Origin of the sequence: Kocuria sp. CPCC 205235 (assembly GCF_040980905.1) — a bacterium.
In the GTDB taxonomy this organism is placed as follows: domain Bacteria; phylum Actinomycetota; class Actinomycetes; order Actinomycetales; family Micrococcaceae; genus Kocuria; species Kocuria carniphila.
The window spans coordinates 1-12,528 of sequence record NZ_JAVKPR010000012.1 but is presented as its reverse complement, the minus strand read 5'-3'; the positions used below and the strand labels follow the sequence as shown (position 1 = coordinate 12,528).

The following is a 12,528-nucleotide window of genomic DNA, read 5'->3' as shown; positions in this document are numbered from 1 at the left end:
TGCTACCCTTGACGAACAGCCCGTATACGTCATGAAAGGACGCACACATGGCCGGTGGAAACCCGCTCCTGCGCGACTTCAACAAGAAAAACGCGCAACAAGGCGCGCCCGGTTCCTACCAGGATCCGCGTTACTCGCCCGAACAACTCGAGCAGATGTACAACGCCCCGGCAGCTGGCCCCGCCCAGACCGGGCGCATGAGCTATGACGATGTCGTAGTGCGTACCGGCGTTCTGCTGGTCTGCATTGTCGTCACCGGCGTGCTCGGCTGGATGATGCCCATCCTGGCCCTGCCCGGCGCCCTCATCGGATTGGTCCTGGGCCTGGTCAACGCGTTCAAGCGCGAGCCCAGCCCCGTGCTGATCATTGCTTACGCCCTGGCCGAAGGCCTTTTCCTGGGTGGCATCTCCGGCATGTTCGAGAACATGTACCCGGGCATCGTGATCCAGGCCGTCATGGGCACCGTAGCGGTCTTCGTGTCCGTGCTGGTTCTCTACAAGGTGGGTGTGCTGCGTTCCTCGCCGCGCGTGACCAAGATCTTCATGGTCGCCATCATGGCGTACGCCCTGTTTGCGCTGATCAACCTGGGCACCTCGCTGCTCGGTGGCTTCAACATGCGCTACGACGTCACCCTGTTCGGCATCCCGCTGGGCCTGATCGTGGGTGCACTGGCCATTCTGTTGGCCGCCTACAGCTTTGTGCTTGACTTCGAGAACATCACCGACGGCGTTCGCCGCGGTATTCCGGAGAAGGCCGCATGGTCCGCCGCATTCGGCCTCACCGTGACCCTGATCTGGGCCTACGTCGAGATCCTGCGCGTGATCGCCATCATCCGGAGCATGTCCGAGTAATCCGCTGAGCTCTCCACGAGAGCTATTAACCGCGCCGCGGGCCTTGCGTTGTGAACGCGAGGCCCGCGGCGTCGTCGTAGGGTGTGGCGCCCCGGCTGCGGGTGGCGCCCCTCATATGGGCGGTTCCTACATGTAGGTGATCTCGAGGTCCTGCGGGGGGAGGTTGATCGCGCGATCTGGAACCGAATTGTGCGCGGGTCGTCCCACGAACAACCACCCGAGGATTTCTTCGTTGTCATTCAGCCGGTAGAAGTCGCGCAGCACCTGCTCGTCGCTGGGGGAGCGGCGGGACCACACGGTGGCCCACCCCTGCGCGTAAAACGCGGCCTCCAGCAGACCCCGGATCGAGTACGCGTCGAACCGCTGGACCTTCTTGGGTGTTTCGGACTCCGGGTCGAAGCGGAAGATGATGGCCAGTCCAGCGCCGCCGGTGGACGCCCACTGCAGACTGCCCCGGTAGGCGGCCAACCGGCGGATTTTCTTGCCCTTGAGACGTGGGATGGGGCCTTCCATGTTGGGCACGGAGGTGAGCCCGGCCATGGCGGCCGCGAGATCCGAAGCTGACTGGCGGTTGGTTACGGCCACCCGCCACGGCGTGAGCGAATCGTCGAAACGAGCACCCGCCACGGCGCGGAGGACGGTTTCCAACTCGGGGCGTTTCGGAGCCTCCTGTGTCAAAACACTTGCTGGGCGGCGCTGGGCCAGGACACGGAGCAAAGTAGCGGACATACCCCCTATTTTTGCACCGTTTGGACAGTGACCTGTGAAATAAGAATTTCCGGGCGGGCGTGCCATGATGTACGCATGTCTTCAACCGTGTCTATATCGCAGACGCATTCTCAGCCGGACCGCCCCGAACACGATTCCGGGCCGGTCTCGAACCCTGATCGTCACGGTCGCGAAATGGTGTCCGCCCCGGTGCGCATTGCGGCAGCATGGTCCTGGCGCGTCATCCTGGTGGTGGCCGCGATCGGCCTGGTGGGCTGGTTGCTGTCCAAGGTTTCCACAGTGCTCATCCCGGTCGCCATCGCTGCGCTGTTGGCAGGCCTGCTGACCCCGGCCGTCAAGTGGCTGCGTTCCAAGCGCGTGCCCGGGGGCCTGGCTGCGGCCATCGTGGAGATCGGTCTCATCGTTCTGGTGCTGGGGTTGTTGACCTTGGCCGGCCAGCAGATGATCTCCGGCTTCGCTCAGCTTTCGAGCAGCGCGGTGGGTGGTTTCCAGAAACTCACCGGCATGCTCGAGGACAGCCCCCTCAACGTCTCGACCGAAAACATCAACCAGTGGATCGGCGAGCTCGGCAATACCCTGCAGGAGAACTCCCAAGCGATTCTCTCCGGTGCTGTGACCTTCGGCTCCACCGCGGGCAACATTCTGACCGGCATCATCATCATGCTGTTCGTGCTGCTGTTCTTCCTGATGCAGGGTGAATCGATCTGGCTGTTCCTGGTCAAGTTGTTCCCGCACCGTGCGCGCACCGCCGTTAATGGCGCCGGTCGCAAGGGTTGGCTCTCGCTCGCCCAGTACGTGCGGATTCAGGTGTTCGTCGCATTCGTCGACGCCGTGGGCATCGGCCTGGGTGCCTTCCTCCTGGGCGTGCCGCTCGCGCTGCCGATCGGTGTGTTGGTCTTCCTGGCCTCCTTCATCCCGATCGTCGGTGCGGTGGCCACCGGCATCATTGCCGTGTTGGTCGCCCTGGTGGCCAACGGACCCGGTATCGCCTTGGCCATGTTGGGCGTGGTGCTGTTGGTCCAGCAGCTCGAGTCCAACGTGCTGCAACCGCTGGTCATGGGCAAGGCCGTGTCCCTGCACCCGGTCGCTGTGTTCCTGGCCGTGGCTGCCGGTGCCGTGCTGTACGGCATTGTGGGCGCGCTGTTCGCCGTGCCGCTGCTGGCCATTCTGAACACGATCGTCCGCTACCTTTCGTCGCGCTCCTGGGAGCAGGACGACCAGATCGCGTGGTCACCGTTCCTGTATCCCTGGGAGATCAAGAAGGAAGCCAAGAAGCAGGATCTGACCCGTGAGCAGGTCATGGAGCAGCTACAGCGCTTCCGTCTCAAGCGGCACAAGGATCGCGAGCTGGAAGAGAAGAAGCGCGAAGAAAAGCACAAGAAGGACACCGAACACGACGCCAGCATTGAGCAGGACAGCACCAACCGCGCGTAGTCGCACAATGAACCAGCGTCTGATCGCGTAATACCATGGAACGCGGCGCCCTTGAACGAGGGCGCCGCGTTTTCGTACGGCAGTGCAAGACCGTGGCTGACCGACCGACACGGTGACCGCCCACGGGCGGCGCACGTTGCAGAGTGAAAGAAGTTTGAAGTGGGCCTCAACGAAATGCCGGTGACTGCGGCGGACATCGAACACGCCTCGCACATGTTGGAAGACGTGATTGAGCGAACGCCCGTGGCCCACTCCCGGGCGCTGTCCCGTCTGCTCGGTTCCGAGGTTCACATCAAGTGCGAGAACCTGCAGCGCGCAGGCTCGTTCAAGATCCGCGGTGCCTACATTCGTATGGCGGAGCTCTCGGAGAAGGAGAAGGCCAGCGGTGTCGTGGCGGCGTCGGCGGGTAATCACGCGCAGGGCGTGGCGCTTGCGGCCAACAAACTGGGTATCAAGGCGCGCATCTACATGCCGTTGGGGGCGGCGCTGCCCAAGGTCGCCGCGACTCGCGACCACGGGGCAGAGGTCGTGTTGTTCGGCACCACCGTGGACCAGGCGCTGGCCGAGGCGCAGCGGTACGCGGAGGAAACCGGTGCCGTGTTCGTGCACCCCTTCGACCACCCGGCCATCATTGCCGGTCAGGGCACACTCGGGCTGGAGATCGTGGATCAGGTACCGGACGTGGACACCATCATTGCCGGCGTGGGTGGCGGTGGCTTGTTGGCCGGTCTGTCCGTGGCGGTGAAGGCCAAGGCGGAGGAACTGGGCCGGGACATTCGCCTGATCGGCGTGCAGGCGGAGAACGCCGCGGCGTACCCGCCCTCGTTGGCCGGTGACGCGCTCGTGACCCTCAACAAGGTCTCGACCATTGCGGACGGCATTGCCGTGGGCCGCCCAGGACAATTGCCGTTCCAAATCATCAAAGAACTCGCGGACGACGTCACCACGGTCAGCGAGGATTCCTTGGCGCAGGCGCTCATCTTCATGCTGGAACGCAACAAGATGGTCGTGGAACCCGCCGGTGCCGTGGGCGTGGCGGCCATCCTGGAGGGCAAGCTCAAGGAGTCCTACGGGGATCTGGGCAACACGGTGGTGTTGCTGTCCGGGGGCAACATCGACCCCATGCTCATGCTCAAAGTGATCCAACGCGGTCTCTCCGCGGCGGGGCGGTACATGACCATCAAGATGATGCTGACCGACCGCCCCGGCGAGCTGGCCTTGATCTCGCGCATCATCGCGGACATGGACGCCAACGTGACCGGCGTGGATCACACGCGCATCGGCGGTTCACTGTCGATGGGTGATGTGTCCATCACCATCGACATGGAGACCAAGGGGCACGCGCACTGCGACAAGGTCATCGATGCCCTGGAGGCCCAGGGTTTCCGGCCCGTGGTGGTGCACTAGCGAACCGTGCGTCAGCGGCGACGTCGGCCCCGGGCGGTGAAGTACGTGATGAACGCGGCAACGAACGTGGAGAACCACAGGATGTTGCGCAGGCCGCCGGTCGTGTTGAGCTCGGGGTTGGACTGACCCAGGAAGTGCACGACGATCGCGGAGATGGCCAACAGCGCGGTCAACGCGATCAGCGGGACGGTCCATTTGGTGGGCGAGCGGTTCCAATGGGTAACCACGAATACTCCTCGAGTAGGAAATGCGGGGGGAACGACCCGGGGCCGCCCTCAGTCATTGAGAACGGCCCCGGAACATTGCGTCAGATGACGTGACGATCAGTTGTGGAACGGCTTGGCGTCCAGGATCTTGACCTTGATGTTCTTGCCGTTGGGAGCCTTGTAGGTCAGCTCGTCGCCCACCTTGTGGCCCCTGATGGCGGCGCCCATGGGGGAGCGCTCGGAGAACACCTCGATGTCCTCGCCGCCGGTGAGGTCCTCAGCGACCTCGCGGGAACCCATCAGGAAGGTCATCTCGTCACCGGCGATGTCCGCGGTGACGACCATGCCGGCTTCGATCACGCCGTCGTCGGCGGGAGCCTCGCCCACCTGGGCGTTTTCGAGCAGCTGGGTCAGCTGATTGATGCGACCTTCGTTCTTGCCCTGCTCTTCGCGGGCAGCGTGGTAACCGCCGTTCTCCTTGAGGTCACCCTCGGAGCGGGCCTGTTCGATACGATCAACGATTTCCTGGCGGTACGGCCCGGAAAGGTGGTCGAGCTCTTTCTTGAGTCGATCGTATGCTTCCTGGGTCAGCCAGGCGCCCTCGTTAGTAGACACGCTATCTCCGTTCTCGGGTGCCCACCGGGGTGGTGAGCACGTGTGAAAAACCCCGCCCCGGTGGTGAGCCGTGGTGGCTCGCTGCCCATCCGGGTCGGGGATCGTACAAAGTTTCTAGTACACCAGTGTAAGTGAGGCCACGGGCTGGTCTCAAAGCGACTCAGCCGCGACGCCCGTCTGGAGGGGTGTCAGTCGACCTTCCAGCAGGAATCCACGCCTACCGAGTTGGCCTCGTTGGTGGTGCGCACGGGCACTCGGTGAGTGCTGGTGCGGCCGTTGAGTTCTTTGGGTGCCACCTCACCAATGGTGACTTCGTTCCATCCGACAATCGCGTACTGCTCGTTGAGCGCGCGCACCGCACACGTGACCGTTTGGTCCGGGTCCTTGGTGAGATCGAAGTCCGCGTAGGTGTTGCCGGCATCCTGCACCTGGAAGCTGACGTCCTTGGCGACCGGTGCACTGGATTGCCCCTGCACGATCCACACCACGAACAGCGCAGACAACAACGTGGCGATTGCGGCAATGACCACCCACCCCCGGAAGGAGGGGCCGCGGCGGCCGCGCGGAGACAACGTCCGGTGCCCGGAGCCATAACGCTGCGCCAGGACATCGCCCGAGGCGGATCCTGACGCGGGGGTGGAAGAACTCATGACACCACTGTATCCAGTACGGGTTGGGATCCCCTGAGAATGCGTGGTGCGGGTGACGGAGCCGACAGCATTATCCGGTGCACGGGCGTAAGATACCGGGGATTGTGTTTTGTCCGAACCCCACCCGGGAGGCTCCCGTTCCGTGACGGATTATTCGAAACTCCGGCTCTTGGCCATCCACGCCCATCCGGATGACGAGTCCAGCAAGGGCGCGGCAACCATGGCTCATTACGTGGGCCTGGGTGCTCGCGTCATGGTGGCTACGTGCACCGGTGGCGAGCAGGGCTCCATCCTGAACGCGCAGATGGAGGGCGTTCCCTGGGCCGAGCGTGACCTGCCGGGTCTGCGCCGCGAGGAAATGGCTCAGGCGGCCGAGGCCCTGAACCTCGAGCACCGCTGGATCGGGTTCGCGGATTCCGGGCTGCCCGAGGGCGATCCGCTACCTCCGCTGCCCGAGGGCTGCTTCGCCCTGCAGCCGCTCGAACGCGCCGCGGCACCGCTCGTCCAGCTGGTGCGCGAATTCCGTCCGCACGTGATCCTCACGTATGACGAGAATGGCGGCTACCCGCACCCGGACCACATCCAGACGCACAACGTGTCCATGGAGGCCTACCGCAAGGCCGGCGATCCCGACGCCTACCCGGGCACCGGCGAACCCTGGACCCCGCTCAAGGTCTACTACGACCGCGCCTTCAACGTGGAGCGCTTCATCGCGCTGCACGAAGCGCTGGAGGAGCGCGGATTCCAGTCCCCGTACGCCGAGCGCATCGCCGCATTGCAGGAGACCGATCCCGAGGGTCACCGTCCGCCGGTGCCTCGCCACGAAACCACCACCAAGATCGAGTGCCCGGACACCTTCTCCGCTCGTGACACAGCCCTGCGCTGTCACCGCACGCAGGTGGACCCGGACGGCCCGTTCTTCGCCGTGTCCTCGGACATGCAGGCCGAGGTCTGGCCGTGGGAGGACTACTCGCTGGCGGATTCGCGCGTGGAGACCTCCATTCCGGAGACCGACCTGTTCGCCGGTATCGATCCTGACGCCCAGATTTCTTCCCCTCGAAAGGCGTAACCAGCCGTGAACATGTTGACCACCGTGCTGCTCCAAGCGGCCACGGAAAATCCCGCGGGTGACCTCAAGCCCGGTCTGGAACCGAGCCAGGTTTCGCCGGGGATCGCGGGCTTCATCGCGACGTTCTTCCTGGTCGCCGTGGTGATTCTCCTGATCATTGACTTCAACCGTCGCAATCGCCGGTTGCGGTACCGTGCCCAGTACGCCGAGCAGCGCGCCGCGGAAGAGGGCGTGGGCGGGTACGCGCACGGCCGCGACGGTCAGGTTGCGTCAGCAGATTCCGACGCCGACGCCGCCGCTCGCGCACCCAAGCCTCGCACGGCACCGGATGCGGACCGCGGGGAGAACGGCGGAAGCTCCGCTCGTCGTGACTGATCGCTGAACCAGACCAGAAGGGGTCCGCTCCGATGCTGAGAACTTGATTCTCGGCTCGGGCGGGCCCCTTTTTTCTGGCCGATCCCCTTATGCGTGTGAGGGGCTCGTGACATCGTTGAGTCATGACCAACAGGCTCGCCGACTCCACCAGCCCGTATCTGCTGCAGCACGCCCAGAACCCCGTGGACTGGTGGGAGTTCGGGCCGGCTGCCTTCTCCGAGGCTCGCACCCGTGACGTGCCCGTGTTGTTGTCCGTGGGCTACGCCGCGTGCCACTGGTGTCACGTGATGGCGCATGAATCTTTCGAGGACCCCGCCGTGGGGGAGTACATCAACGAGCACTTTGTGGCCATCAAGGTGGACCGCGAGCAACGCCCCGATGTCGATGCGCTGTACATGTCCGCAACCCAGCTGCTGACTCAGCAGGGTGGCTGGCCCATGACCGTGTTCCTCACGCCGGAAGGCCAGGCTTTTCATGCGGGTACCTATTACCCGCCGCGTCCCATGCAGGGCAGACCCTCGTTCACACAGGTACTCCACGCGGTGAATGACGCGTGGACCGAACGCCGTGAGCAAGTGCTTCAGGGCGCGCAATCGGTCACGGATGCGCTGCAACGCCATCCGGAGGCGGTCGCCTCCATGCTTGGAACGGATCGGCACACGGCGGGGCCGGTGCAGATCGATGCTCCGGATCCCTCAGGGGACATCACCCACCAGGAATCGCAGCTGATTGGCCCGTGGTTGGACGCACTCGAGGTGGCCCGCGATTCCACGCACGAGGGCTTCGGCAACGGCCCCAAATTCCCACCGTCCCCGATGCTCGAAGCGCTGGTGCTGCTGGCATCCCGCGATGGTGACTTATCCGCTCGCGCGGCCGAACTGCTCACGGCCACTCTGGACGCCATGGTCACCGGAGCGCTCCACGATCACGTGGGCGGGGGATTCTTCCGCTACTCGGTGACCCCCGACTGGTCACTCCCGCATTACGAGAAGATGCTCTACGACAACGCCCAGTTGCTACGAGTACTGGCCCACACCGCCAGGTACCTCGAAAAGCGCGGCACCGATCCCGTTCGAGCCGCGAGGTACCGGAACGCGGCCGAGGGCATCGTGACCTGGCTGGCCCGCGAGATGATCACGGAACAGGGCGCGATCGCCGCCTCCTTGGACGCGGACAGCGACCCCGTCACTCCTGGAGCGGAGCGCGAAGGTGCGTTTTACACGTTCTCTCGCGGCGACGTCGGCGAACCGCAGCCAGCCGTGGCCGGCTGGGGCGAATCCGGGTCCGTCACGGGAATCCTGGATCAGAACGTGCGAGAAGAGCTGTGGGAGCAACGCGAGCAGCGCACACCTCCGGAACGCGATGACAAGGTGGTGACCGCGTGGAACGGCATGACCATCGAAGCGCTCGCTGAGGCTGCCGTGCTGCTGGATCGCCCCGAGTGGTTGGAGACCGCCGAATGGGCCGCTGAGTTCGTCTGGACGCGGCACTGGAACGCGGAGACCACGACCTTGGCGCGCACGTCCCGCCAAGGAACCGTGGATCCACACGATGGACAGCTCGAGGATTATGTGCGGGCGGGCTTGGCGTTTCTGGCCCTCTATCGGGCCACTGGACTCGAGCAGTGGTACGCCCGCAGCTTGGAGTTGGCGCGGGCGACGGTCGAGAAGTTCATGCGCGGGGACACCCCCATGGATTCGGCGGAACCGGATGCCGTTCTGGTCGCCGCGGGTGCCACGGGCCAGGCGGACCCGTTCGACGACGTCGCGGCGTCGGCCCAGTCGTGTCTGGCCCGGTGGCTCGTGCTGCTCGGCCAGCCCAAAGTCGCCGGGCGCTCGAGCGACGAGCTGGTGGATCTGCTGGTGAAACCGGCCCAGGGGTTGGCCACTCGTGCGGCGACCGCGGCCGGGGGCACCCTGCACGCGTGGTTGCTGCGTGCCCAGCCGCCCGCGCTGCTCGAGGTGGTGCACGCGAGCAACGCGGATTGGGAGCAGGTGCAGACCAGCGCCGGAAAACGTCGTGTCACGGATGTCCTGGTGCTGGGTGAGGACCACGCACCCTACGGTGTACCCGAAGCATCAAGCGATGAGTTCGCGGTGTGGCTGTGTCGCAACGGTCAGTGCGAACTGCCGGTGCGCTCGCCGGAGAAGGTGGGTGAGCTCCTGGACCGGGCGTAGCGGCGTCGTCGGGCGTGTTGATGAGGAAGGGCGCATCACTCCATGAACATGGCCAGCATGATCGCGATGTAGTGGCAGACAAAGCCCAGAATCGTGCAGGCGTGGAACACCTCGTGGAAGCTGAAGACCGTGGGCAGCAGGTGTGGGCGTTTGAGTGCGTAGCAGACGGCCCCGCCGATGTAGAAGACGCCGCCGACGATCACCAGGAGGGTGGCCGGGACGTTCGCGGCAAAATACGCCGGAAGATACACCAGCGACAGGCAACCCATGATGATGTAGAGCGGGGTGTAGAGCCAGCGCGGGGCGTGCATCCAGAAGACGCGGAAGATCACGAGGGCAGCGCCCAGGGACCAGATGATGATCAGCAACACCTGGGCCGCGCTCGGGGATAATAACGCAACGGCCAGGGGCGTGTAGGTGCCCGCGATGACCAGGGCGATGTTGGAGTGGTCCAGCCGGCGCAGCACCGCGTTCATGCGGGGGCCCCAGTAGAAGCGGTGGTACACGGCAGAGGTGCCGAAGAGCATCACGGCGGTGATCGAGTAGACCACGCACGCGATGCGCAAATCCGTGGTGGGTGCCAGGAACACCGAGATCAGGCCGAGGGCCAGCGCTACCGGGGCGAATCCGGCGTGGATCCAGCCGCGCCACGCGGGCTTCTTCTCGATGATTCGCTCCGCCGCCGCACTCAGGCTCTCCGTGGCCCGGTGCACTGTGGATCCGGTGCGGGTACTGTTGCCGCGCGTCATATCACCAGTCACTTTCTCCGCTGCCAGCCGGAGCGAACACGGGTGTGTTTGGGGATTCGCTTGACCACCGGCGGCTGCCCATACGGGTAGTTTAGAGGGCATGGTTGTGTGTTGGCCCAGTCGAAACAGGGGAGGATCTCTACGGTGAAACTGCCTCGTCCGCTGTACTCGCTGTACGAGTCGCGCCTGGCCAGCAGCCTGAAAGAGGACACCCTGCCGCATCACGTGGGTGTCCTGGTGGATGGCAACCGCCGGTGGGCTCGCCAGTTCGGTGCCTCAACCGCCGACGGTCACAAAGCTGGTGCCCAGAAGATCGTGGAGTTCTTGCGCTGGTGTGCGGATCTCAACATTGACGTGGTCACCTTGTACATCCTTTCGACTGAGAACCTGAAGCGGCCCCAGGAAGAGCTCACCGCTCTGATCGAAATCATTTCGGGGCTCGTGACTCAGTTGCAGGACGAGGCGCTGTGCCGGATACAACCGGTCGGAGCGTTAGATTCTCTGCCCCCTCGGCTACGGGACCAGGTCGAGTGCATTGCGGAATCGACCGCGAACATTCCCGGACCCCACTTGAACATTGCGGTGGGCTACGGCGGGCGGCAAGAAATTGTCGACGCCGTTCGCGAAGTCATCCGCGACACCCGCGACCGCGGGGATTCGGTAGAGGCGCTCGCCGAGACCCTCTCCGTGGACGACATTTCCGCGCGCCTGTACACCCGGGGCCAACCGGATCCGGACCTGCTGATCCGCACCTCCGGTGAGCAACGGCTCTCCGGGTTCCTGATGTGGCAGTCTGCCTACAGCGAGTTCTACTTCTGCGAGGCCCTGTGGCCGGACTTCCGCCGCGTGGACTTCCTGCGCGCGCTGCGCAACTATGCGACCCGTCAGCGGCGCTTCGGCAACTGAGTCCCCAACCCGAATTCACGCCCCGTTCACCGCGAGTGTGACTTGCGCATCCTTGGAGTCCCTACGTTGAAAGCAACCGGTTACCCCTCAGCAACCGGTTGAGCCCAACGTCGGAAGGTTTCCATGACCGTCAGCACCGAATCCGTAGTTGCACCGTCCACCCCGGCCACGGCCGAAACGGTACGGTCCTACGTGATTGATACGTCTGTCTTGTTGTCCGATCCCCGCGCCATCCTCCGTTTCGCCGAGCACCGTGTCGTGCTGCCGGTGGTGGTCATCTCTGAGCTCGAGGCCAAGCGCCACGATCCCGAACTGGGGTTCTTCGCTCGCAAGGCTCTGCGGCTGTTGGACGATCTGCGCGTGGAGCACGGGGGACTGGACCACCCCATTCCGTTGGGTACCAGTGGTGGTTGCCTGGTCGTGGAACTCAACCATGTGGCGGACACCGTCCTGCCGCAGAGCTTCCGGCTCAAGGACAACGACTCGCGGATTCTGTCCGTGGCCAAGAACCTGGCACAAGAGGGCCACGACGTATGCGTGGTGTCCAAGGACCTGCCGATGCGTGTGAAGGCTTCCGCGCTGGGGCTCGAGGCGGATGAGTACCGTGCCGAGTGGGTGGGCACCGATGACGAATACAGCGGCACGGCAACCCTCAATGTCACAGATGATGAACTCGAGCAGCTCTACGCCGAATCCCAGGTGCACTTGGAACAGACTGCCGGGATGCCCACGAACACGGGGCTGGTTCTGCACTCGTCCAAGGGCCACGCCTTGGGGCGCGTGCACGATGACGGCAGCACCCGTCTGGTGCGCGCGGACCGCGACGTATTCGGATTGCACGGCCGTTCCGCCGAGCAGCGCTTGGCGATCGACCTGCTCCTGGACCCCGAGGTGGGCATCGTATCCCTGGGCGGCCGCGCCGGCACCGGCAAGTCTGCACTGGCCTTGTGTGCCGGCCTGGAGACGGTGTTGGAGCGCCGTGAGCACCGCAAGATCATGGTGTTTCGCCCGCTCTACGCCGTGGGCGGTCAGGATCTGGGCTACCTGCCGGGCACCGAGGAAGAGAAGATGAATCCGTGGGGCCAGGCGGTCTTCGACACGCTCTCATCGGTCGTCTCGACCACGGTTGTCGAGGAGGTCGTGGCCCGCGGCATGCTCGAGGTGCTGCCCCTGACCCACATCCGTGGCCGCTCTCTGCATGATGCATTCGTGATCGTGGACGAGGCACAGTCCCTGGAACGCAACGTGCTCCTCACCGCGCTCTCGCGGATCGGGCAGAACTCCAAAGTGGCTCATCGCATCCGAGGGTGTAGCTGGTTTCTGAAGCCGCCTGATTCGAGGAGGCTGCGGGCGATGTAGT

At 64.5% G+C, this 12,528-nt stretch carries 13 protein-coding genes; 8 read left to right on the top strand and 5 right to left on the bottom strand.

Translation table 11 applies throughout. The features are described from left to right. Window positions 1–47 precede the first annotated feature (47 nt). Window positions 48–851: a Bax inhibitor-1/YccA family protein gene (locus RF638_RS09710; RefSeq protein WP_095796859.1), complete on the top strand. Its 804-nt coding sequence runs from the start codon at window positions 48–50 to the stop codon at window positions 849–851. Between the two features lie 126 nt (window positions 852–977). Here RF638_RS09710 and RF638_RS09705 read toward each other — a convergent pair whose 3' ends face one another. Continuing rightward, on the bottom strand, window positions 978–1,580 hold the full coding sequence (locus RF638_RS09705) for a nitroreductase family protein (protein ID WP_095796858.1): 603 nt from the start codon (window positions 1,578–1,580) through the stop codon (window positions 978–980). 75 nt (window positions 1,581–1,655) lie between these two features. Between RF638_RS09705 and RF638_RS09700 the strand changes: the two genes are divergently transcribed. Further along, window positions 1,656–3,014, top strand: coding sequence for an AI-2E family transporter (locus RF638_RS09700; protein ID WP_095796857.1), 1,359 nt, complete (start codon window positions 1,656–1,658; stop codon window positions 3,012–3,014). Window positions 3,015–3,188: 174 nt separating this feature from the next. After that, entirely contained in the window at window positions 3,189–4,421 is a 1,233-nt protein-coding gene (ilvA, locus tag RF638_RS09695) for a threonine ammonia-lyase (RefSeq protein WP_259915216.1), read from the top strand. Window positions 4,422–4,432: 11 nt separating this feature from the next. Here ilvA and RF638_RS09690 read toward each other — a convergent pair whose 3' ends face one another. The 3 genes from RF638_RS09690 to RF638_RS09680 all read right to left on the bottom strand — a co-directional run bounded on the left by RF638_RS09690 (window position 4,433) and on the right by RF638_RS09680 (window position 5,892). Beyond that, the gene (locus RF638_RS09690) at window positions 4,433–4,648 is read right to left on the bottom strand and encodes a hypothetical protein (RefSeq protein ID WP_259915131.1); all 216 of its coding nucleotides are present in this window, start codon (window positions 4,646–4,648) and stop codon (window positions 4,433–4,435) included. 96 nt (window positions 4,649–4,744) lie between these two features. Continuing rightward, on the bottom strand, window positions 4,745–5,242 hold the full coding sequence (gene greA / locus RF638_RS09685) for a transcription elongation factor GreA (protein WP_095796855.1): 498 nt from the start codon (window positions 5,240–5,242) through the stop codon (window positions 4,745–4,747). 188 nt (window positions 5,243–5,430) lie between these two features. Next, complete coding sequence (locus RF638_RS09680; RefSeq protein ID WP_095796854.1) at window positions 5,431–5,892, bottom strand: DUF4307 domain-containing protein; 462 nt, start codon at window positions 5,890–5,892, stop codon at window positions 5,431–5,433. 142 nt (window positions 5,893–6,034) lie between these two features. Here RF638_RS09680 and mca point away from each other — a divergent pair, with 142 nt between their 5' ends. The 3 genes from mca (at window position 6,035) to RF638_RS09665 (ending at window position 9,513) form a co-directional block, all read left to right on the top strand. Beyond that, complete coding sequence (gene mca, locus RF638_RS09675; protein ID WP_095796853.1) at window positions 6,035–6,961, top strand: mycothiol conjugate amidase Mca; 927 nt, start codon at window positions 6,035–6,037, stop codon at window positions 6,959–6,961. A 12-nt stretch (window positions 6,962–6,973) separates the two neighbouring features. Continuing rightward, window positions 6,974–7,336, top strand: coding sequence for a hypothetical protein (locus RF638_RS09670; protein ID WP_238663095.1), 363 nt, complete (start codon window positions 6,974–6,976; stop codon window positions 7,334–7,336). Window positions 7,337–7,458: 122 nt separating this feature from the next. Next, window positions 7,459–9,513: a thioredoxin domain-containing protein gene (locus RF638_RS09665; RefSeq protein ID WP_368841920.1), complete on the top strand. Its 2,055-nt coding sequence runs from the start codon at window positions 7,459–7,461 to the stop codon at window positions 9,511–9,513. Between the two features lie 35 nt (window positions 9,514–9,548). Here RF638_RS09665 and RF638_RS09660 read toward each other — a convergent pair whose 3' ends face one another. Further along, complete coding sequence (locus RF638_RS09660; RefSeq protein ID WP_368841919.1) at window positions 9,549–10,262, bottom strand: hemolysin III family protein; 714 nt, start codon at window positions 10,260–10,262, stop codon at window positions 9,549–9,551. A gap of 144 nt (window positions 10,263–10,406) precedes the next feature. On the opposite strand from RF638_RS09660, the gene RF638_RS09655 reads away from it, so the two are divergent. Further along, on the top strand, window positions 10,407–11,168 hold the full coding sequence (locus tag RF638_RS09655) for an isoprenyl transferase (RefSeq protein WP_095796849.1): 762 nt from the start codon (window positions 10,407–10,409) through the stop codon (window positions 11,166–11,168). A gap of 123 nt (window positions 11,169–11,291) precedes the next feature. Then, the gene (locus RF638_RS09650; protein ID WP_368841917.1) at window positions 11,292–12,527 is read left to right on the top strand and encodes a PhoH family protein; all 1,236 of its coding nucleotides are present in this window, start codon (window positions 11,292–11,294) and stop codon (window positions 12,525–12,527) included. Window position 12,528: the final 1 nt, after the last annotated feature.